Source organism: Streptomyces sp. A0642 (assembly GCF_004795105.1).
Taxonomy (GTDB): domain Bacteria; phylum Actinomycetota; class Actinomycetes; order Streptomycetales; family Streptomycetaceae; genus Streptomyces.
The window spans coordinates 21527-43530 of record NZ_SSBL01000008.1; the positions used below are offsets into that span (position 1 = coordinate 21527).

The window sequence follows — 22004 nt, forward strand, 5'->3', positions numbered from 1 at the left end:
GCCCGGTCCGGGCGCGCGGGGTCGAACCGCACCGGGCGGCGCCGGCGGCTCGCACGGAAACGGCCGACGGGTGCGGGGACGGCGTCGTCATGTCGCCTCCGCACGGTCCGCCGCCATGCCGACGGCGTCCAGCAGGGCCGTGCCCACGATCAGGTCGGCGCCCCCGAACTCGGGGTCGTCGAGCGGGGTGCCGTCGTCCACGGAGAACAGCAGGCGGCGCTCCCCCTGCCGGTAGGCGGTGCCGACCGGAGGGCTGGCGGCGTGCACGGCGAGCAGGGCGACCAGATAGGGCAGGTCCGCGTCGCGCCGCCGGGCGTCGGCCAGGAGTCCGGAGAGGCGGCGCGGCGCGTCGTGCTCCAGGTCGAGCAGCTCCATGGCGGACGCGAGCTGCTCCTCGCTGAACCGGCTGTCGTCCGGGGTGGCGATGAGATCCGGCTCGGGCATCTCGGCGCCGAGGTGTTCCCGTTCGAGCGGCGGGGTGAGCAGCATGTCGACCAGGTCGCCGACCCGGACCGCCGTGGGGGTGCGCAGTCCTGTGCCGTGGGCGAAGAACGCGTCCGTGGCCCGGATGCCCTGCTCGACGGGGAGAGGCAGCACGGGGGCCAGGAGCTGTCCGTACAGGTCGAGTCCCGTGCGGGCGGCGGGCGCCGCGAAGGCCTGGCGGTCCTGCTCGGCGCGGAACAGCGGTCCCGCCTCCAGCAGGCGGGACTGGAGCTGGGTGTGGCGGCGGATGCAGTCCTTGACGATGTCGACGAGCTCGGCGGCGCGCCTCTTGTGCTCGGGCTCCTCGGCCTCGTCCCTGGCCTTGCGGATGTTGGTGAGGATCGCGTTCTCGTGGCGGTAGCGGTCGGCGACGTGGTCGAGGGCCTCGGCGATCATGTCGGGCACGGCGTTGAGCCAGTCGACCGCGCGGACGTTGCGCCGGGTGGCGTCGAGCGTCTTGCGGAGCGTTTCCGCGTACTGCACGGTCCGGTAGCGGGCCTGCTCCGCGGCGAGCTGGGCGTCGGCGAGGCGGCCCCGGCTGATCAGGACCTCCAGTTTCACCTCGGCGGCGATCTGGGCGCTGGTGACGTCCGTGTCGAGCGCGCCGACCAGGACGTTGACCGCTTCGTCGGTGGCCCGCAGGTAGACGGTGCCGCCGTATCCCGGGACCTCCTCGATCAGCTTGAAGTCGTAGTCCCGGCGGACGTAGACGCCGTCCGGTCCGAAGGTGCCGTAGACCGCCCGGAAGCCGCGGTCCACGCTGCCGACGTTGATCAGGTTCTCCAGCACCCAGCGGGCGACCCGTTCGTGCTCGGCCACGGGGCGGCGCGGGGCCTGCGCGGCGACGCGCGGGAGCAGTCTGGCCACTATCTGGTCGTGGTCGGCCCCGGTGTCGAAGTCCATGTTGAGGGTGACGTGGTCGATCGCCGCGAGGGCGACCTCGGCCATCGAGTACACGCTGTACTCACCCGCGAGGTTCGCCTTGCGCACGTCGAGGTCGTGCAGCGGCGCCGTGCAGGCGAGCGCCCGCAGCCGCCGCGAGAGCCCCTCGTCGGCGGCCGGGCCCGGTGCGGGCCGCGGCCCCGCGCTGAGCTGGGGCGCAGCGTTTTCCGTGTAGGCAGGCGAAGTCACGCTGCACAGATTAGGTCCTCGGACTGACAACGGTCGAAACGGCGCAGAAGCGGCCGCTTGCCCCGGAGTCGGTCACGCCCGTGCGGGCCGGCCCGACGGCCCCCCCCCGCCGGCATCCGTCACGCCCCGCCGCCCCGGCCTTCGCCCTCCCGGTGGCCCGTGCTGTCCGGTGGCCCGTACCCCCCGCCTCCCGGGGTCCGGACGACCAGGACGTCCCCGGCCTCCAGCTCGGCGGTGTCGCAGCCCTTCAGCGGGGTGCGGCCCCCGTCGGCGCGTTCGATGTGCTGGCTGCCCAGAGCGCCCGGGCCGCCGCCCGCCATGCCGTACGGAGGAACACGGCGGTGCCCGGTGAGCAGGGCCACCGTGACGGGCTCCAGGAAGCGGATCCGGCGTTCCACTCCGCATCCGCCGCGTCGGCGGCCCGGCCCCCCGCTCCCCTCGCGCACCCGGAAGCTCTCCAGCAGCACCGGGTAGCGCCACTCGAGGATCTCGGGATCGGTGAGCCGCGAGTTGGTCATGTGGGTCTGCACGGCGTCGGTGCCGTCGAAGTCCTCCCCCGCGCCCGAGCCGCTCGCCACGGTCTCGTAGTACTGCACCCGTTCGTTGCCGAAGGTGAGGTTGTTCATGGTGCCCGAGCCCTCGGCCTGGACGCCCAGGGCGGCGTACAGCGCTCCCGTGACCGCCTGCGAGGTCTCCACGTTGCCGGCGACCGTGGCCGCGGGGTGGGCGGGCGCCAGCATCGATCCCTCCGGAATCCTGATCTCCAGCGGGGTGAGGCACCCGCTGTTGAGGGGGATGTCGGCGGCCACCAGGGTGCGGAACACGTACAGCACGGCGGCCATGACCACCGACCGGGGCGCGTTGAAGTTGCCCGGCTGCTGCGGCGAGGTGCCGGTGAAGTCGACGAGCGCGCTGCGCGCGTCCCGGTCCACGGTCAGCGTCACCTCGATCACGGCGCCGTTGTCGGTCTCGTACCGGCAGTGGCCGTCGTGGAGCCCCGCGATGATGCGGCGTACGGACTCCTCGGCGTTGTCCTGCACGTGCCCCATGTAGGCGGCCACCACGTCGGGGCCGAACTGAGCGACCATGCGGCGCAGTTCGGCGATGCCCTTCTCGTTGGCGGCGATCTGGGCGCGCAGGTCGGCGAGGTTGGTGTCGGGGTCGCGGGAGGGGTACGCGGCGCCGCCCAGCAGTTCGCGGGTCGCGGTCTCACGGAAGGCGCCGTCCCGCACCAGGAGCCAGTTGTCGAAGAGCACCCCCTCCTCGTCGACGGTGCGGCTGAAGGCCGGCATCGAACCGGGCGTGATGCCGCCGATCTCGGCGTGGTGGCCCCGGGATGCCACCAGGAACCGCAACACGTGGGCCTCGTCCGTCTCGTCGAACACCGGTGTCACGACGGTCACGTCGGGCAGGTGCGTACCCCCGTGGTACGGATCGTTGATGGCGTACACGTCGCCGGGCCGCATCGTGGCTCCGTTGCGCCGCAGCACTTCCTTGATGGACTCCCCCATGGAGCCGAGGTGCACCGGGATGTGCGGTGCGTTGGCGATCAGGTTGCCGTCCGCGTCGAAGAGGGCGCAGGAGAAGTCCAGCCGCTCCTTGATGTTGACGGAACGGGCGGTGTTCCGCAGGCGCACGCCCATCTGTTCGGCGATGGACATGAAGAGGTTGTTGAAGATCTCCAGCATGACCGGGTCGACGCGGGTGCCGACCGCCTGTCTGCCGGGCCGCGGGCGGGCGCGGGTCAGGACGAGATGGCCGGTGTCCCCGACGAGGGCCTGCCATCCCGGGTCGACGACGGTGGTCGCGTCCGGCTCGGCGATGACGGCGGGACCGGTCACGGTGTCCGTGGGCCGCAGATCGGCTCTGCGGTGGAGGGCGGCTTCCTGCCAGCGGTCCCCGGCGAACATCCGCGCCGTGGCGTGAGGCCGCGGCGCCACCGCCCCGCCCTGCCCCGACCCGGGCGGTGGCGGCGCCGAGTCCTCGCCCGGCCCCGGGGGTGGCGGCCCCGAGTCCTCGCCGGGCCCCGGCTCCGACGGTCCCGACTGGGTGGCTCCCTCCCGGCCCGGACCGGACGGTCGCGGCGCGTCGTGCTCCTCCGCCCTGCCGGTCGCCTCCACGGAGACCGCCTCGACCACGAGCGGCCGGTCCATCGTGAAGCCGTAGCGCGCGCGGTGTTCGCCCGTGAACGCCTCGGTCATGGCGGCCACGGTGTCCAGGCCGGTGGAGAGGCTCGCGTCGGTGCCCTCGTACCGCAGGAGCACGCGGGTCCGGGTGCCGATGGCCCGGTCCGGGACGCCGTCGGCGCGCAGTTCGGCCCGGGTACGGGCGGTCAGCGCGTCGCACACCTCGTCCAGGCGGGCCCGGGCTGAGTCGTCGAGCGGCGCCTCGACGGACTGCTCGCGCATGGCGGTCGCGTCGGCGAGCCCGATGCCGTAGGCGGACAGGACACCGGCCAGCGGCGGTACGAGGACCGTGTCGATATTGAGGGCGTCGGCGACGGCGCAGACATGCTGGCCGCCCGCTCCGCCGAAGCCCGTGAGGGCGTACCGGGTGATGTCGTGCCCACGCTGGACGGAGATGCGCTTGACCGCGTTCGCCATGCTGAGCACGGCGATCTCCAGGAAGCCCGCGGCGGTCCCGGCGGCGGTCCGACGGGTTCCGGTGGTCCGGGCGACCTCGTCGGCCAGCGCCTCGAAGCGCTCGCGCACGATGTCCGCGTCGAGGGGCAGATCGCCGTCCGGCCCGAAGACGGCGGGGAAGTGGGCCGGCTGGATGCGGCCGAGCATCACCTGGGCGTCGGTGACGGTCAGCGGCCCGCCCCTGCGGTAGCAGGCCGGCCCGGGCACCGCGCCGGCCGAGTCGGGGCCCACCCGGAAGCGGTTGCCGTCGAAGTGGAGCACCGAACCGCCGCCGGCCGCGACGGTGTGGATGTTCATCATGGGTGCGCGCATCCGCACGCCGGCCACCTCGGTGCCGAGTTCGCGTTCGAACTCGCCCGCGTAGTGCGAGACATCGGTGGAGGTGCCGCCCATGTCGAAGCCGACGACCCGGTCGTAGCCGGCGCGCGCGGAGGTGCGGGCCATGCCGACGACTCCGCCGGCGGGTCCTGAGAGCACCGCGTCCTTGCCCCGGAATCGGGCGGCCTCGCGCAGGCCGCCGTTGGACTGCATGAACATCAGCCGGATGCCGTCGAGTTCGGCGGCGATCGTGTCCACGTACCGGCGCAGGATCGGCGAGAGGTAGGCGTCGACGACGGTGGTGTCGCCGCGTGGCACGAGCTTGATCAGCGGGCTGACCTCGTGGGAACAGCTGACCTGGGTGAACCCCGCCGCCCGCGCCTCGTCGGCGACCGCCTTCTCGTGGTCCGGGTGGAGGTAGCCGTGCATGAGGACGACGGCCGCGCTGCTCAGCCCGTCGCGGCGTGCGGCACGCAGCCGCTCCGCCACCGCGGCCCGGTCCAGGGGCCTGACGGTCCGCCCGCCGGCGTCGACCCGCTCGGGGACCTCGATCACCCGCTCGTACACGGCCTCGGGGAGCAGGACGCGGCGGTCGAAGATCCGGGGCCTGTTCTGGTACGCGATGCGCAGGGCGTCCCGGAAGCCCTCGGTGATGACGAGGACGGTGGGTTCGCCGCGCCGTTCCAGCAGGGCGTTGGTGGCGACGGTGGTGCCCATCTTCACGGCGGCGACGCGGTCGGCGGGGACCGGTTCGCCGGGGGCGAGCCCGAGCAGCAGCCGGATGCCGGCCACGGCGGCGTCCCGGTAGCGGTCCGGGTCGTGGGAGAGGAGCTTGCGGGTGACCAGCCGGCCCGCCGGGTCCCGGCCCACCACGTCGGTGAACGTGCCGCCTCGGTCGATCCAGAACTCCCAGCGTCCGGTCATCCCTCCATAGTGGCGCGCGGCCCTTCGAGAGGGGCGCACCACGCGGGGAGACGGGGCGGGTACGGGCGCGGCGCGCCCCCGACGCGCTGCCCTCCTGCGGTCCCCGGCTGCGCGGTCGTCGCGCGGCGGGGTGTCCGGTCCCGTCAGACCGCCGGTGCGTCCGGTCCGATCCTGCTGCGTACGGCGGACTGGACCTCGGCCTCCTCGGCCGGATCGGCGGCCAGCCGGCGCAGCCGTTCCGCCACCCTGATGTCGCCGGTCTCCGCGTGGCGTGCGGCGACCTCCCGGGTCGTCTCCTCGCAGTCCCACAGGCATTCGACGGCGAAGCCGGTGGCGAAGGAGGGGTCGGTGGCGGCGAGGGCGCGGGCGGCCCTTCCCCGCAGGTGGGAGGAGGAGGTCTCCCGGTAGACGTGCCGCAGTACGGGCGCGGCGCAGGCGATGCCGAGCCGGCCGGCCCCGTCGACCAGGGCCCACAGGCGGGGGGCGTCCGGCCCCTCGCCGCGTACGGCGTCGCGCAGGGCGCCGAGGACCAGGGGGGCGTCCTGTGCCCCGCCCCGGCCGGCCAGTACGCCGGCCGCGGACTCGCCGAGCGCGTCGGGCCGGCGGGCCCAGCGGCGCGCCCGTTCCACCGCGGCCTCGCCGCACATCCGCTCGAAGGCGGCGACGGCCGCTTCGGCGACGGTGTGGGAGGCGTCGGCCGCCGCGGCCTCGATGAGGTCGAGCACGGCCGGGTCGCGGACCTCGGCGGCGAGGTAGTGCAGCGCGGCGCAGCGGGCGCCTTCCGGACCGCTGCGGGCTGCCTCGACGATCATCGACCGGTCCTCGGCCCCCGCCACGGCGGAGAGGCAGCGGGCGGCCGGCACGTGCAGGACGCTGCCCCGGTCGAGCCCTTCCTGGGCCCAGTCGAAGACGGCACGGACGCTCCAGCCGGGGCGCGGACCGCCGGGCCGCATCTGCCGCTGCCAGCGGTCGAACGAGCCCTGTTCGGAGGCGGCTCTGACCCGGGCGCCGACCGAGGGGCGCGGATCGTCGGCCCAGAGCCGCCAGGGGCGGGGCTCGTAGGCGTCACGCACGGTGGCGGCGAGCTCGGCGCGGCCCTCGGCGTCGTCGGGGAACCGGGCGAGCACGGGCAGGGCGAGGGAGCGGAGCCCGGCGTCGTCGTCGCGCAGCGCCAGCTCGTCCAGGGCCCAGGCCCAGTTGGAGCCGGTCGCGGCGTAGCGCCGTAGCAGGGCCAGGGCGTCGTCGCGGCCGTACGAGGCGAGGTGACCGAGGACCGCCAGGGCGAGGCCGGTCCGTGAGTCGTCCGTGTCGAGGTGGTCGTCGGCGTCGTACAGGTGCCGTTCGATCTCCTCGATCCCGCCGTCGAGGTCGAGGTACAGGCGTGCGTAGTAGAGGGAGCGGTTCTCGACCTGCCAGTCGTGACGCGGGTCGCTCAGGACGCAGTGGTTGAGAGCCGCCAGGGCCTCGGGGCGTGGTGCGGCGAGTGCGTGGAGCGTGCCGTCGCCGCGGCCCCTCTGCAGCAGGCCGAGCAGGGTGCCGCTCGGCGCTATGAACGGATCAAACATGGGAAAAGCCTCACATCAAGCTGTCGACGCAACCGGGACTGTGCAGTTCCACGTGCCGGACCGGGAACCAGTGCCGTGACCGGCAATGTTCGCCTCATGAGGAGCGTCGTCCGGGGGCGGCGATCTCGACGCGGCCGGAACGCCTCGACAGGGTCCCCTCCCATGCCCGCAGGGCTGGGGAGGAGGAGCTACCGGGGCTTTCGGCCGACGCGGCGAGCGCGCGTGCTGGGCGGCGCGACGGGGCGAAGCCTGTCGGGAGGGGCACTAGGCCGCGCAGCAACATGATCGGCCGACTGCCGTCTTCTGCCTGGTGTAGACCATCTTCCTCTGCCTCTCGTCGGTGGCCCGAACCGGGCCCGCGACGTCATGATGACCCAGCCATTTCGCCACCGCGACCACATTTACGGCGAAGCCCCCTCAGCGGGCGCCGAAGAGTTCCAGCAGGTCGGCCTTGCCGAACATGCGCGCCGTGTCCAGCGCGGAGGGTGTTCCGGCCGCCGGATCGGCCCCCGCGTCGAGCAGGGCCTTGATCACCGCTTCCTCGCCCTTGAAGACGGCTCCGGCGAGCGGTGTCTGCCCCCGGTCGTTGGCACGGTCCGGGTCGGCGCCACGCCCCGCGAGGGCGATGACCGCGGGGGCGTGCCCGTGGTACGCCGCGAGCATCAGCAGCGAGTCCCCCCGGTCGTTGGTGAGGTTCACCGGGACGCCGGCGTCGACGTAGGCCGCCAGGGCGTCGGCGTCGCCCTGACGTGCCAGGCCGAAGACCTTGGTCGCCAGCTCGACCACCTCGGGATCGGGGGTTTCACTCATCGGGGGACCGCCTTCCTTGACCGTACGCGGGGGTTCCGGCCTGCCGGGCGGCACGCCGGGTGGGCCGTACGAGTGATTCGCCAGGGTACTGCCCGGCCGCGCACACACCCCCGCCCACCCATCGCAAAGGATCACATGGAGTGACGAGAACGAGAGGTCCGCACCGGGGGAGCCCTCCCGGCGGCTCCCGTACGTGAGCCAGTTCAGTGAACAATCGGACTTTTCACCCAATTGCAGCTTTTATCCTATGGATACTTCCGGTGAGCTTGGAAGGACTCATGGTGACTGTCCCCCCAACCAGGAGAACCACTCATGATCCTTTCCATGTCAGGCGTCGTCATCCTCGGCATCATCGTCTTCCTGTTCTTCAGGAAGGACGGCCTCAAGGCGTCGCACGCCCTCGTCACCGCCCTGTTCGGCTTCTACCTGGCCGGCACCGCCATCGCACCGAGCATCACCGCGGGCGGGGCGAGCCTCGCCGGCCTCCTGGGCGGGATCAAGTTCTGACCCTCCGCCCCCGCTCCCACCCCCTTCAGGAGACAGACGTGGCCCGGCGACCACTCCCCCGCATTCTGAGCAGCGGCAGCGCTTCGATCACTCGCAGTCGCGAGATCGCGCGCACGGCCGCCGACAGCGCCACCGACGTGCTCCATCCGCTGATCATGATCACTCGTGGTCTGCGGCTGCTGGCCGGTGCAGGACGGCAGAAGTGGGCCGCGACACCCAAGGACCGGCGTGGTCCCACGCTGTTCCTCGTCGCGGCCTGCGTCCTCGTGGTCGCGCTCATCCCGTACGGGCCGCTGCTGGCCCTCGTCACGGTGATGGGCGCAGCCGCATGGAAGGGCCGGGAACGCGCCCCCGTCAAAAGCGGCCCCGACGAGGCGGAGGCCGGCCGCCTGAAAGCGTTGTACGAGGCGCTCGTGCCGTACTTCTCGACGGCCGACGACCCCAGTCCGCTGTTCACCCACGGCGGCGACTGGGACAAGGTCTTCAGCGCGTACGAGTTCGACGGTGACGGACGCGTCAGCAGCCTCCGTGTGACGTACCCCGCCTACTTCACCGACAGCGAGGCCGCTTCCCGCGCCCGCATCGAACAGCTGCTCCACACCAAGTCCGGCCGCGGCCGGGAGTACCTCTTCAGCTGGGACGAGGAGGGCAACCAGCTCCTCATGAACGTGCTCGACGCCCTGCCCACCACTCTCACCGCACAGCGCTTCGTCACCGCCCCCGGGGAGACCGTCCTCGGGTTCACCGACGACGACGCCGTGCAGCGCACGGTGCCGGTGAACGACGGCGACGGGACCAGGGACGCGCCCGGCGTCGTGTGGCGCACCGGCGCGCGCTCCACCGAACCGCATCTGCTGATCGTCGGCCAGCCCGGCAGCGGCACCACCACACTCCTGCGCTCCATCGCCCTCCAGGCACTCCAGCAGGGCGACATCCTGATCATCGAAGGCAGCGGCACCGGCGAGTACACGTGCTTCACCGGCCGCGAAGGCGTCCTGGCCGTGGAATGCGGACTGGCCGGGGCGCTGTCCACCCTGGAATGGGCGGCCGACGAGACGGAGCGGCGGCTGATCGAGACCAACCGGGCGCGGCAGGCCGGCGAGGCGCCTCCCGAGGACACGCAGCGCCCCCTCTGGATCCTGCTGGACCGGCCGAGCGCACTCGGCCACCTCGCCGGCGCGGACAGCGGGCCCGGCCCGCAGGACCTGCTCCAGGTGCCGTTGCGCCACGGCAGGGCGGCAGGCGTCACCGTGGTGATGACCGAGCAGGTCGACAGCCTGGACGGCGTGAGTGACACCGTCCGGTCCCACACCAGGGCCCGGGTCGTGCTCGGCCGGTGCTCACCGGCCCAGATCGAGTCCGTTCTCGGTGCCGGGCCGCACACCACCCCGCCCCCGGACGTCCCGCCCGGCCGCGGCTACGCCCGGCTCGGCACGGGCGAGGTGCTGCGCCTCCAGGTGCCCGCCACCCCCGACCCGTACGACGACGCCACGAGCGAGGCAGAGCGCCAGGCGGTGCTCGACCTGCTCCCCGAGCGGCGCACGGCGGTCGAGGCGAGCGTGCCCGATCCCGTGATGGCGGACTCGGTGAACGCTTCCGTGTCCGTGGAGGGTCTGGCTCTCAGCGACTGATCCGGGCAAGGACGGGACCGGTCCGGGCATTCCGGGCATGACGAGGGGCCCGCGGACCGATGGATCCGCGGGCCCCTCGTCCTGTGCGCGGGCGCCGCCGCCCCCGCCGTCCGGCGTGGGCGCTCTCCCCCGCTTCAAGTGCCGTGGCGCTCAGGCCACGAATCTTCAAGAGCCGTGGGCGCTCAGGCCACGAACGTACGGGGGGTCTCGGCGCCCGCGCCCGCTCCCGAACCGACCAGCCGGGCGGCGGCCGCGAGCCGCTGGGCCGCCTCGTCCGCGACCGGCCCGCCGACCGTGAACGGCAGGCGCACGTATCCCTCGAAGGCCCCGTCGACCCCGAAGCGGGGTCCGGACGGCACCCGCACCCCGACCCGCTCCCCCGCCACCGCGAGCCGCGATCCGGAGAGGCCGCCGGTGCGCACCCAGAGGGTCAGCCCGCCGCGCGGCACGGCGAACTCCCAGTCCGGCAGCTCCCGGCGCACGGCCGCGACGAGCGCGTCCCGGTTGTCCCGCGCCTGCTCCCGGCGGATCTGCACCGCCTGCTCCCAGCCGCCGGTGCGCATGAGCCAGTTCACGGCCAGCTGTTCGAGGACCGGGGTGCCCATGTCGGCATAGGCGCGGGCGGCCACCAGGCTGCGGATCACGTCCGGTGAGGCACGGACCCAGCCGATGCGCATGCCGGCCCAGAAGGCCTTGCTGGCCGAGCCGACGGTGAGCACGGTGCTGCCCGCCGGATCGAAGGCGCAGACCCGGCGCGGCATCCGCACATCGTCGTCCAGATACAGCTCGTTCATCGTCTCGTCGACCACCAGGACCGTGCCGGCCGAACGCGCGGCGTCCACCAGCGCCCGGCGGCGGTCCTCGTCGGCGAGCGCGCCGGTCGGGTTGTGGAAGTCCGCGACGACGTACGCGAGCCGGGGCGCCGCGTCCCTCAGCACCTGGCGCCAGCGGTTCATGTCCCAGCCGCCGAGCCCCTCCTCCATGGCCACCGGCACCAGGCGGGCGCCCGCCTCCCGCATCAGCTGGAGGATGTTGGCGTAGCTCGGGGACTCCACGGCGATCCGTTCGCCGCGGCCCGCGAAGAGGTGGCAGATCGCGTCGATCGCACCCATCGCCCCGGTGGTCACCATGATCTGTTCGGGCATCGTCGGGATGCCCCTCGCGGTGTAGCGGTCGGCGATCATCTGCCGCAGCGCGGGGAGGCCGGCCGGGTAATCGCCGTGGGTGTGGGCGTACGGGGCCAGCTCCTCCAGGGCGCCCTGGACGGCCCGGGTCAGCCATGGTTCCGGAGCGGGCAGTGAGGCGCAGCCCAGGTCGATCATCGAGCCGAGGGCCTCGGGCGGCAGCGGTTCCAGCCCGCGGGCGGGCAGCGGGTTGCCCGCGGGGACGGCCGTCCAGCTGCCGGCCCCGCGCCGGGACTCCAGGAAGCCCTCGGCCCGCAGCGCCTCGTAGGCCGCGGCGACCGTGGTGCGGCTGACGGAGAGGGCCAGGGCCAGCTCACGCTCCGCGGGCAGCCGCGCGGCGACCGGAACGCGGCCTTCGAGGACGAGCAGCCGGATGCCGTCGGCGAGCGCACGGTAGGCGGGAGGCCTGCGGCTGCCGGGGCCCGCGGGCCGGGGCTGCTGGGCGTGGAGCTGCCGGGCGAGTTGTGCAGCACCGACGGCCGAAGTCCACTGCGCCATGAGAATCAGTCCACCTTCCTCGGATTGGCCATAGTTGGCAGCCAATCCCCTGCCACAGAGTGACACGCAGCAGTCCACGATCACCACACCAGGGGGCACGCCTTGTCCATCACCGCCGCGGCACGCGGGGCTCACCTCCCCCGCCGGCTGATCCAGCTCTACGCGGGCCTGGCCCTGTACGGGGCGAGTTCGGCCCTGCTGGTCGTCGCCGGACTGGGCCTGGAGCCCTGGGGCGTGCTGCACCAGGGCCTGGCCGAGCGCACCGGGATCAGCATCGGCGTCGTCTCGATCATCATCGGCGCGATCGTGCTGCTGCTCTGGATACCGCTGCGGCAGCGGCCCGGTCTGGGCACCGTCTCGAACGTCTTCGTCGTCGGTCTGGCGATGGACGGCACGCTCGCCCTCGTCCCGGAGGTCCACGGTCCGACCGCGCAGGCCGGCACGATGGTGGCGGGGATCGTCCTCAACGGCGTGGCGACGGGGCTCTACATCGCCGCCCGGTTCGGCCCGGGTCCGCGGGATGGGCTGATGACCGGGCTGCACCGGAGGACCGGCCGGTCTCTCCGGCTCGTCCGCACGGCGATCGAGGTCGCGGTCGTGGTCACCGGATTCCTGCTCGGCGGCTCCCTCGGCGTGGGCACGGTCCTGTACGCCCTGGCGATCGGGCCGCTCGCCCAGTTCTTCCTGCGCTTCTTCGCGGTCACGGACAGCGGCGGCCCCACGCCGGCCGCCCGCGCGTCCGGGCAGGCCATACTGCCGCAGTGACTTCCGTACGCCACCCCTATCTGGACCACCCGGCCCCTCTCGCGTTCGCCCACCGGGGCGGGGCGGCGGACGGGATCGAGAACACCGCCGCCGCTTTCCGGCGTGCCGCCGACGCCGGGTACCGGTACTTCGAGACCGATGTGCACGCCTCGGCGGACGGCCGGCTCGTCGCCTTCCACGACGCCACCCTGGACCGGGTCACGGACGCCCGGGGCCGGATAGCCGAGCTGCCGTGGAGCGAGATACGGCGGGCCCGGGTGGCCGGACGCGAGCCGCTGCCGCTCTTCGAGGAGCTGCTGGAGGCGTTTCCCGAAGCCCGGTGGAACGTGGACATCAAGGCCGCGCCCGCCCTCGCGCCGCTCGTGGAGCTGATCCGCCGCACGGAGTCCTGGGACCGGGTGTGCGTCGGCTCGTTCTCCGAGGCGCGGGTGGCCCGGGCGCACCGGATGGCGGGCCCCCGGCTCGCGACCTCCTACGGCGTCCGCGGTGTCCTGGGGCTGCGGCTGCGTTCGTACGGGATCCCGGCGGCGCTGCGCGCCGGCGCGGTGTGCGCGCAGGTCCCGGAGAGCCAGGGCGGTGTCCGGGTCGTCGACCGGCGCTTCGTGCGGGAGGCGCACGCACGCGGACTCCAGGTGCACGTCTGGACGGTGAACGAACCGGAGCGGATGGCCGCGCTCCTGGACCTCGGGGTGGATGGCATCATGACCGATCACATCGAGACGCTTCGTACGGTGCTGAGCGAGCGGGGGGCCTGGGCCTGACGCCGGCCCGGTGACGTCTCCACGGGGAGAGACGAGGGGTGCGGATGAGCGCCGAGACCGCGGACACCGCCGGACAGGCGGACGGCACGGCCGGGCCGGACGGCGCCGTCGACCGGCGCCGTGAGCAGCGCGGCTGGTACTTCTACGACTTCGCCTGCTCCGTCTACTCGACGAGCGTCCTCACGGTGTTCCTCGGGCCGTATCTGACGTCGGTCGCCAAAGCCGCCGCCGACGCCGACGGCTACGTCCATCCGCTCGGCCTGCCGGTGCGGGCCGGGTCGCTGTTCGCGTACGCGGTCTCGGCCTCGATCGTCGTCGCGGTGATCCTGATGCCGGTCGTGGGCGCGGCAGCAGACCGTACGGGCCGCAAGAAGCCCCTCCTGGCCGCGGCCGCGTACACGGGCGCGACCGCGACGGCCGCGATGTTCTTCCTGGACGGCCACCGCTATCTCCTCGGCGCGTTCCTGCTCATCGTGGCGAACGCCTCGATATCGGTGTCGATGGTGCTCTACAACGCCTATCTGCCGCAGATCGCGGGGCCCGAAGAGCGCGACGCGGTCTCGTCACGGGGCTGGGCCTTCGGCTACACGTCGGGGGCACTGGTCCTCGTCCTCGATCTGATCCTGTACACCGGCCACGACTCCTTCGGGCTGTCCGAACAGGACGCGGTGCGGGTCTGTCTCGCCACGGCCGGGCTCTGGTGGGGCGCCTTCACCGTCGTACCGCTGCGGCGGTTGCGCGACCGGTACCCGAAGGCGGCCGGCGACGGAGCGGTCGGCTCCGGCTGGCGGCAGCTGACGGCGACCCTGCGCGACATGCGCCGCCACCCGCTCACCCTCTCCTTCCTGCTGGCGTACCTCGTCTACAACGACGGCGTGCAGACCGTCATCTCCCAGGCGTCGGTGTACGGCTCCGAGGAACTGGGCCTGAGCCAGACGACCCTGATCACGGCCGTGCTGCTGGTCCAGGTGCTGGCGGTCGCGGGAGCGCTCGGGATGGGGCGCATAGCCCGGGTCCACGGCGCGAAGCGCACGATCCTCGGGTCGCTCGTGGTCTGGACGCTGATCCTGGTCGCCGGCTACTTCCTGCCCGCCGGCTCACCGGTCTTCTTCTACGCGCTGGCGGCGACGATCGGCCTCGTCCTCGGGGGCAGCCAGGCGCTCTCCCGTTCCCTTTTCTCGCACCTGGTGCCGCGCGGCAAGGAGGCCGAGTACTTCTCCGCGTACGAGATGAGCGACCGCGGACTGAGCTGGCTGGGGCCCCTGGTGTTCGGGCTCGCGTACCAGCTGACCGGCAGTTATCGGGATGCGATCATCTCGTTGGTGATCTTCTTCGTGGCCGGTTCCGTCCTGCTCGCGAGGGTGCCGGTACGGCAGGCGGTGGCGGCGGCCGGGAATCCCGTTCCCGAACGGATTTAGACGTTGAAGTGAAAGGCCGGTAGTGTACGCCTTTGGCCTGCCCGGAGGACCGTTACTGCGAGTGGAAGCATCCAAACCGTTGGGTGACACCTTCCGCCAGATGTGACAAACCGGGCATTGGCGGGTACTTCAACACTCGCAAACCTGAAAAAGCAGCGGCACGACGGGCGACGCATGACCGGCAACGGGAATCTTTGCCGCCGACCGGACGTTGACCGGATGACGACGACAGCGACATTTGTCCTGTGGGCGACAAGCCCGGGAGGCACGATTCATGAGTGAGCGAGCTCTCCGCGGCACGCGACTCGTGGTTACCAGCTACGAGACGGACCGCGGCATCGATCTGGCCCCGCGCCAGGCGGTGGAGTACGCATGCCCGAACGGCCATCGATTTGAGATGCCGTTCTCGGTAGAGGCGGAAATTCCGCCGGAGTGGGAGTGCAAGGCGTGTGGCGCCACGGCACTCCTGGTGGACGGGGATGGCCCCGAGGAGAAGAAGGGCAAGCCTGCGCGTACGCACTGGGACATGCTCATGGAGCGGCGCACACGCGAGGAGCTGGAGGAGGTGCTGGCCGAGAGGCTGGCGGTTCTGCGCTCCGGAGCCATGAACATTGCCGTGCATCCGCGGGACAGCAGGAAGTCTGCCTGACCGCGTAGCACCGCATCGAGACAGAGCCGCGGGTCTGTTCGGGGCTAAGGCGCCAGGGGCGGGCGGGGGTCGTCCGGGGTGGTGGGCTCCTCGCGGATCACCTCACCCTGGACGACCTTTCCGTCCGGTCGGTGCATCCGCGCCTGCTGAAAGGCGTCCGAGAGGCTGCCGGGGCCCGCCGCCCTCATGCGCCGGTCCAGGGAGCGCTCCGCGTAGCCGCTGAGCGCCGACCGGACCGGGGGTGCCAGGAGCAGCAGTCCGGCCACGTCCGAGATCATCCCCGGAATCATGATCAGGAGCCCGGCGAGCATCAGGAAGCCGTTGCCCCGGGTGCTCGAAGGGGCGGGCGACGAGCCGCCGGCGCCGGCCCCCGGCTGTCCCGGCATCTGCTGGAGCGTCTCGGTGAGGTTGCGGAAGGCGCGGCGGCCGGCCCGCTTCATCACCACCGCCCCGAGGACGACCCCCGCGGCCAGGAGCAGCAGCACGGTGAACCCGCCTGCCACGTCCGCCACCACGATGAGCAGCCAGATCTCCAGCACCGCCCAGGCGGCGAAGGCGAGAGGTACGAAGGTCCGGGCGCGCGAGCGTTTGCGGGCGGTCGGGGGCGGGGTGCCGGTCGTCATGCTCCCAGTGTGCCTGGACCGGCGTGCGGACGCGGTAAGAGGCGCCGGAGAGCGCCCCGCTCCGGGGTCAGGGGTCCGGGGACCGCCCCGCTAGGGGGTCCGGCGGCCGAGCACCCGGTTCGTCCGTGTGGTGACACCCCACGCGGTCACCCGCCAGAGCGCCTCGACCAGGATGTCGCGACTCATCTTGGAGTCACCGATCTCCCGGTCCACGAAGGTGATCGGGACCTCGACGACGTGGAAGCCCGCCTCGATGGCCCGGCGGGCCAGGTCGACCTGGAAGCAGTATCCCTGCGAGGCGACCTCGTCCAGGCCGATGCCCTGAAGCGTCTCGGTGCGGAACGCCCGGTAGCCGCCCGTGACGTCCCGCGTCTGCAGTCCGAGCAGCAGCCGGGAGTACGTGCTGCCGCCGCGGGAGATCATCTCGCGTGACTTGGGCCAGTTGACCACCCGGCCGCCCGGGACCCACCGGGAGCCGAGCACCAGGTCCGCACCCTTGAGCGCGGTCAGCAGGCGGGGCAGTTCCTCGGGCTGGTGGGAGCCGTCGGCGTCCATCTCGACGAGGACGCCGTAGTCGTGGTCCATGCCCCAGCGGAAGCCGGCGAGGTAGGCCGCGCCGAGCCCTTCCTTGCCCCGGCGGTGCAGCACGTGGACCTGGTCGTCGGCCGCGGCCAGTTCGTCGGCGAGCTTGCCGGTGCCGTCCGGGCTGTTGTCGTCGGCGACCAGGATGTCGGCCTCCGGCACGGCGGCGCGCACCCGGCTGACGATCGGCTTGATGTTCTCGGCCTCGTCATAGGTCGGAATGATCACCAGAACCCTGCCGAGCGGGCCGTATCGCCTCTGACCGCCGTCGTTCACTTACTGCCCCTTAAGTCCGTACGCAGATGCACACCATATCGAGCGCGGCGCGCATGCAGACCGACCCGGTCGGGCAGCGCCGGAGGTGGTGGCGGACAGAAGCGCGGAAGTACGGACAGAACTGCGGGTCGGGGCCCGGCGCCCTTCGGGCCGACCTGGGGCCCGCTGGCTGCGGGTCGACCTAGAGCCGTTGTCTACTGAACGTCCGGGCCCCACCCGGGTCACACCCTCCGCACGGCTGAAACCTTCCCTCGCCCCCGAGGCGCGGACGCTGAACCTGGCTGTCAGGGGTGGTGCGCCCGTGCGGCACACCAGCCCCATGACCCAGCGGCGTTCGACGACTGCATGGAGGTTTAACCGGTCGGACGTCCTGTGGTGGACTCGGCCGAACCTACCGGCCGGTGGGCGCACTCTGTCAATAGTTGCCTGACCTGCGTCGTTTACCGAACTTGCCTGGTCAGTCCCGAAGATCCCCAGGTCGTGGCAGAACGGGGGCGGCACCGATCGGCGGTGCGGAACAACCGTAGGTCACTCGTTCGGCCTCACGTAGACCGTTTGTCCGAAGACGACCGTGCGCAGGCAGACCGGGAGTTCGCCGCCGGGGCTGAGGTCGGGCAGTCCCGGCGTTCCCGACCTGGGATCCGTCGACCAGCGCGCCACCCGGTCGTCCGGGGCCTGGACCACCAGTTCGGCGGTCCGCCAGACCGCGTAATCGGCCGGCGCGCCGGGCACCAGCGTGCCCGCGTCGTCGCGGCCGACGGCCCGCCAGCCGCCCCGGGTGTGGGCGGTGAAGGCGGCCCGCACCGAGATCCGGTGCTCGGGCGTGCGGTGGAACGCCGCGGCCCGCACCGTCCCCCACGGGTCCAGCGGGGTCACCGGACTGTCCGAGCCGAACGCGAGGGGCACACCGGCCCGCAGGAGGGCCGCGTACGGGTTGAGGGTCCTCGCCCGCCCGGCGCCCAGCCTGCGGGCGTACATGCCCTCCTCACCGCCCCAGGCGGCGTCGAAAGCGGGCTGGACCGAGGCGGTCAGGCCCAGCTCAGCGAAAGCGGCCACGGTCTCGGGCGTGAGCATCTCCGCGTGCTCGACGCGGTGCCTGGCGGCCCGCACCCGGCCGAGGCCGACCTTCTCGGCCGCCGCCCTGATGCCGTCGACGACGGCGGTCAGCGCCGCGTCGCCGATGGCGTGGAAGCCCGCCTGGAGACCGGCCTCGGTGCAGGCGGCGACATGGGCGGCGATCTCCGCGACGTCCAGATGGGCGGTGCCGGAACCCGGTGCGTCGGCGTAGGGCTCGTGGAGGCAGGCGGTGTGCGAGCCGAGCGACCCGTCGACGAAGAGGTCGCCCGCCGCGCCCACCGCGCCGAGCTCCCGGACGCGCCGGGCGTCCTTCTCGTCGGCGACCCGTCCGGCCCAGTAACCGAAGACCCGCGGCCCCGCTCCCCCGGCCGCCAGCTTCAGCAGCGAGGTGAAGTCCTCCTCGTCGGAGATGTCCGGGCCGCCGCACTCGTGGACCGTGCCGATCCCGAGGGACGCCGCGTGAGCCAGTGCGGCCCTCTGGGCGTCGGCGCGCTGCCGCGGCGAGACGGCGCCGTGGGCGGCCGCCCGCACCGCGTGGTGGGCGGCGCCCGTCAGCGGCGCGTCGGGCCGGTAGCCGGCCATCGAGGTGACCTGGGGGACGAGGTCGAGCAGCGCGGTGGTGACGACCGCCGAATGCACGTCGATCCGCGGCAGGTACACCGGGCGCCCGCCCGCCGCCTCGTCCAGCTCAGCGCGTGTGGGCGGACGCTGCTCCGGCCAGCGCGTGGCGTCCCAGCCGTGTCCCAGGACCACCCGGTCGGCGGGGTGCGCCGCCACGTACGTCCGTACGAGAGCGAGGGCCTCGCCGAGGGTGCGGGCACCGGAGACGTCGAGGCCGGTGAGGGCCAGACCGGTGGACGTGGTGTGGACGTGCGCGTCGGTGAACGCGGGGGTGACCAGGGCGCCGTCGAGGTCGATCACTTCGTCGACACCGCTCGCGAAGGCGTCGGCGGCCCCTTCGGAACCCACCCAGGCGACATGGCCCCGTTCGACGACCATGGCGGTCGCGAAGGGGTCGGCGGGGCTGTGGACGTCTCCACCGCGCAGCAGCACGGTGCGGTGTTCGCTCTGGGGGGCGGTGCTCTCGGTCATGGGGACCAGTCTCCCGCCTGCGGGGGCCGGCGCGGTGCGCGGCCCCCTCAGATCTGCGGCGGGCGCGCCTCGTACGGAGTGGAGAGGACGACGGTGGTGCGGGTGGAGACGCCGGCGAGCGAACGGATCCGGGTGAGCAGGTGCTCCAGCTCCAGCGGGGTCGCGACCCTCACCTTGAGGATGTAGTTCTCGTCGCCGGCGACGCTGTGGCAGGCCTCCAGCTCCGGGACGCCGGCGAGCCGCTCCGCGATGTCGTCCGGGGCGCTCGGATCGAAGGGCTTCACCGAGATGAACGCGGTCAGGGGCAGGCCGACGGCCTCGGGGTCGACGACCGCGGCGTAGCCCCGGATCACCCCGCGCTGCTCGAGCCTGCGGACGCGCTGATGAACGGCCGAGGTGGACAGGCCGGTGGCCTTGCCCAGGTCGGTGTAGCTCATCCGCCCGTCCTTGACGAGCAACTCCACGATGTGACGGTCCAGCTCCTCCATATGGATCAATCTATGGCCCCGGGCCCTCCAGGCACAGCCGTGGAGAGCCGGTGAAGGCCGCCCACGGGCGGCATGTGACGAATGCCACAGGTTTACGCGTCGGTAGCCGGGCGGCTCGCGGTTACGGCGGATGCGCTACGGGAAGTGCTTGCTGTGGTCGAGGCCGCGGCGCCTTGTCGGCCCACCCGAGGGGGGAATTACCCATGCAGAGCCTGAAGCTCACCGGACGTACCGAACCGGAACCCGTTGATCCTTTCGAGGACACCGATCCCGACGCGTACGACACCTTCGAGATGTACCGGGTCGTCTGCCCGGACTGCTCGCAGCCCATCGCACTCCTGGCGGACGAGGACGTGCTGCCGGAGCACGCGCTGTGCCCCACTCCGTGGAACCCGTTCGTCCTGACGGTGTGCGCCGGTACCGGCCGCGCCGCGTCGAAGGCCCGGCCCGCCGACGAGTCGGCCGATGTCCAGGAGCAGGAGACGGCCCTGCTGCTGACGCTGCCTCAGGGACTCGACTGGCGGATGCAGCCCTTCTCGCACGCCGGCGGCGCCGGCTCACGACCGCTGCGGGTGCCGCACCAGCTGCGTCGCCACGCGGCCTGAGACCGAAGCCGCCGGAGGGCGCGGAGGCGCCGGAGGCGGACCGCTCGCACCACGACGGAGCCGGGGCTCCACGTGGTGCGGCTCTCGGCACCTCTCCCGGGCCGGCGGCGCGCGGAACGACAGCGTCCCGCAGCAGGCCGGCCGCAGAGCGGTGCTCGGTCTCGGGCTGGGCCTCACCGCGCTCACCGCGACACCCCTCGGCCCGCATCGAACGCACCGCACCAAGTACAGGAGGACCTGCCGAACGCGCGCCCGAATCGGGCGGGCAGTGACCCGGCCCGGCTTCGCGCCGTTGGCCCTGCATGACCCTGCTGCACTCCACGGCCGGCCCCGGTCGCCGCCGTCTCGCCGCTCCGCCCTCCGAAGAATCGGTTCCGCAACTCAGCGCCCCGCCCGCCTCGTCCGAGCCGGCCCGCCCGGCGCCGCGATCGGCGCGACCGGCGCACCACTCGAGCGACCCGCCCCTCTACCGGGCGCTGCTCCGGCACTGGGAGAGCACCGGGAGGACCCTGCCGGGCCGCCATGACCAGGAGTGGAACCGGATCATGACGACGCCCGTGTGGTCGGACCGGCCGCTGCGGGTCAGCGTGTCTCAGGACCCGCGAGGTGGCGGGCGATGACCATCCGCTGGATCTGGTTGGTGCCCTCGACGATCTGCAGCACCTTCGCCTCGCGCATCAGCCGCTCGACGGGGAAGTCCAGCGTGTAGCCGTATCCGCCGAGCACCTGGACGGCGTCGATGGTGACCCGCATCGCCGCGTCGGTGCAGAAGAGCTTGGCCATGGCGGCCTGACGCGAGAAGGGGCTCCCCGCGTCGCGCAGCCGGGCCGCCTCCAGGTAGAGGGCACGGCCCGCCTCGATCTGGGTGGCCATGTCGGCGAGCATGAACCGCAGCCCCTGGAAGTCCGCGATGGGGCGGCCGAACTGCTTGCGCCCGGTGGCGTAGGCGACGGCCTCGTTCATCGCCGCCTGGGCCACGCCGATGGCGCAGGCGGCGATGCCCAGCCGGCCGGAGTCGAGCGCGGACAGGGCGATCGCGAAGCCCTGCCCCTCCTCGCCGATCCGGGACGCGTCGGGGACCCGCACGCCGTCGAAGTGCAGCTGGGCTGTGGGCGAGCCCTTCATCCCCATCTTCTTCTCGGGGACGGCCGCGCTCAGGCCGGCCGCGTCGCCGGGGACGAGGAAGGCGGTGATTCCGCGGGGGCCGTCGACGCCGGTGCGCGCCAGGACCGTGTAGAAGTCGGCGATGCCGCCATGGGTGATCCACGCCTTGGTGCCGGTGAGGACCCAGTCCTCACCGTCCCGCACGGCCTTGCTGCGCAGCGAGGCCGCGTCGGAGCCCGAGGCGGGCTCGGAGAGGCAGTAGGCGCCCAGCAGGCCGCCCGCGAGCATCGCCGGGAGGTGTTCGGCCTGCTGCTCCTTGGTGCCGTAGCCGGCGAGCGCGTGGCAGGCGAGGGAGTGGACGCTGACGCCGAGGCCGACGGTGAGCCGGGCGGCGGCGAGTTCTTCGAGGACCTGGAGGTAGACCTCGTACGGCTGGTCCCCGCCTCCGTGGGCGGAGTCGTAGGGCAGGCCGAGCAGGCCGGACTCGGAGAGCAGTGTGAACACTTCGCGCGGGAACAGGCCCGCGTCCTCCTCCTCGGCGGCCTGCGGCGCGATCTCGCGCTGGGCGATGTCGCGTACGAGCGCGATGAGTTGCCTGGACTCCTCGCTGGGCAGACGGCGTTCCACCGATTGCGGGGCACGGTCGGGCATGACGGCGCTCTCCTCCCTGTCGGGCGTTGCGGCGGTCGCACGCGCGGGGTGTGAGCGGCGCCGCCGGGGGATCTCCGGACGATGTCCGGAAAACACTGCTGCCCAGCCGATGTTGCCCTCCCGGGTCACGAGAGGTGCTGGCCAGCGGCTGTGGCGGGTTGAGTATGCCCGATCGGACGGTATCCGTCACCGGTTGACGGGGGCGGCCAGGCGGGTGGGC

17 protein-coding genes are annotated in these 22004 nt (G+C 72.8%); 7 read left to right on the plus strand and 10 right to left on the minus strand.

Features of this window, described 5'->3' with window-relative positions:
• Positions 1–87 precede the first annotated feature (87 nt).
• From E6R60_RS16730 to E6R60_RS16745, 4 genes are all read right to left on the minus strand, one after another.
• Positions 88–1614, minus strand: coding sequence for a hypothetical protein (locus tag E6R60_RS16730; RefSeq protein ID WP_136327368.1), 1527 nt, complete (start codon positions 1612–1614; stop codon positions 88–90).
• A gap of 119 nt (positions 1615–1733) precedes the next feature.
• Positions 1734–5498: a hydantoinase B/oxoprolinase family protein gene (locus E6R60_RS16735; protein WP_136327369.1), complete on the minus strand. Its 3765-nt coding sequence runs from the start codon at positions 5496–5498 to the stop codon at positions 1734–1736.
• A gap of 143 nt (positions 5499–5641) precedes the next feature.
• Entirely contained in the window at positions 5642–7063 is a 1422-nt protein-coding gene (locus E6R60_RS16740; protein ID WP_136327370.1) for a HEAT repeat domain-containing protein, read from the minus strand.
• 417 nt (positions 7064–7480) lie between these two features.
• Positions 7481–7873 carry an ankyrin repeat domain-containing protein gene (locus E6R60_RS16745; RefSeq protein ID WP_136327371.1) on the minus strand — a complete coding sequence of 131 codons (393 nt, stop codon included), beginning with the start codon at positions 7871–7873 and terminating at the stop codon, positions 7481–7483.
• Positions 7874–8185: 312 nt separating this feature from the next.
• On the opposite strand from E6R60_RS16745, the gene E6R60_RS16750 reads away from it, so the two are divergent.
• Complete coding sequence (locus tag E6R60_RS16750) at positions 8186–8380, plus strand: hypothetical protein (protein WP_018103962.1); 195 nt, start codon at positions 8186–8188, stop codon at positions 8378–8380.
• A gap of 38 nt (positions 8381–8418) precedes the next feature.
• Positions 8419–10011 carry a hypothetical protein gene (locus E6R60_RS16755; protein ID WP_136327372.1) on the plus strand — a complete coding sequence of 531 codons (1593 nt, stop codon included), beginning with the start codon at positions 8419–8421 and terminating at the stop codon, positions 10009–10011.
• 182 nt (positions 10012–10193) lie between these two features.
• Here the strand turns inward: E6R60_RS16755 and E6R60_RS16760 are convergent, their stop codons facing one another.
• Positions 10194–11693 carry a PLP-dependent aminotransferase family protein gene (locus E6R60_RS16760; protein WP_136327373.1) on the minus strand — a complete coding sequence of 500 codons (1500 nt, stop codon included), beginning with the start codon at positions 11691–11693 and terminating at the stop codon, positions 10194–10196.
• Between the two features lie 102 nt (positions 11694–11795).
• Between E6R60_RS16760 and E6R60_RS16765 the strand changes: the two genes are divergently transcribed.
• The 4 genes from E6R60_RS16765 to E6R60_RS16780 all read left to right on the plus strand — a co-directional run bounded on the left by E6R60_RS16765 (position 11796) and on the right by E6R60_RS16780 (position 15286).
• Positions 11796–12458 carry a hypothetical protein gene (locus E6R60_RS16765; RefSeq protein WP_136327374.1) on the plus strand — a complete coding sequence of 221 codons (663 nt, stop codon included), beginning with the start codon at positions 11796–11798 and terminating at the stop codon, positions 12456–12458.
• Positions 12455–13219 carry a glycerophosphodiester phosphodiesterase gene (locus E6R60_RS16770; protein ID WP_136327375.1) on the plus strand — a complete coding sequence of 255 codons (765 nt, stop codon included), beginning with the start codon at positions 12455–12457 and terminating at the stop codon, positions 13217–13219. Before E6R60_RS16765 ends, E6R60_RS16770 begins: the two co-directional genes overlap by 4 nt.
• Positions 13220–13263: 44 nt before the next feature.
• Positions 13264–14637, plus strand: a complete 1374-nt coding sequence (locus E6R60_RS16775) for an MFS transporter (RefSeq protein ID WP_136327376.1) — start codon at positions 13264–13266, stop codon at positions 14635–14637.
• A 274-nt stretch (positions 14638–14911) separates the two neighbouring features.
• Entirely contained in the window at positions 14912–15286 is a 375-nt protein-coding gene (locus tag E6R60_RS16780) for an RNA polymerase-binding protein RbpA (protein ID WP_014044757.1), read from the plus strand.
• A 44-nt stretch (positions 15287–15330) separates the two neighbouring features.
• Here the strand turns inward: E6R60_RS16780 and fxsA are convergent, their stop codons facing one another.
• The 4 genes from fxsA to E6R60_RS16800 all read right to left on the minus strand — a co-directional run bounded on the left by fxsA (position 15331) and on the right by E6R60_RS16800 (position 19424).
• A complete protein-coding gene (fxsA, locus tag E6R60_RS16785) occupies positions 15331–15909 on the minus strand; it encodes an FxsA family membrane protein (protein WP_136327377.1) in 579 nt (192 codons plus the stop codon).
• 90 nt (positions 15910–15999) lie between these two features.
• Positions 16000–16767, minus strand: a complete 768-nt coding sequence (locus E6R60_RS16790) for a polyprenol monophosphomannose synthase (RefSeq protein ID WP_136327378.1) — start codon at positions 16765–16767, stop codon at positions 16000–16002.
• 528 nt (positions 16768–17295) lie between these two features.
• The gene (locus tag E6R60_RS16795; protein ID WP_136327379.1) at positions 17296–18936 is read right to left on the minus strand and encodes an amidohydrolase; all 1641 of its coding nucleotides are present in this window, start codon (positions 18934–18936) and stop codon (positions 17296–17298) included.
• 47 nt (positions 18937–18983) lie between these two features.
• Positions 18984–19424 (minus strand): Lrp/AsnC family transcriptional regulator, encoded by a 441-nt coding sequence (locus tag E6R60_RS16800; protein ID WP_136327380.1) that lies wholly within the window; start codon positions 19422–19424, stop codon positions 18984–18986.
• A 203-nt stretch (positions 19425–19627) separates the two neighbouring features.
• Here E6R60_RS16800 and E6R60_RS16805 point away from each other — a divergent pair, with 203 nt between their 5' ends.
• Positions 19628–20029 carry a hypothetical protein gene (locus E6R60_RS16805; protein ID WP_136327381.1) on the plus strand — a complete coding sequence of 134 codons (402 nt, stop codon included), beginning with the start codon at positions 19628–19630 and terminating at the stop codon, positions 20027–20029.
• 582 nt (positions 20030–20611) lie between these two features.
• Here E6R60_RS16805 and E6R60_RS16815 read toward each other — a convergent pair.
• Positions 20612–21784, minus strand: coding sequence for an acyl-CoA dehydrogenase family protein (locus E6R60_RS16815; RefSeq protein WP_136327383.1), 1173 nt, complete (start codon positions 21782–21784; stop codon positions 20612–20614).
• Positions 21785–22004 lie beyond the last annotated feature (220 nt).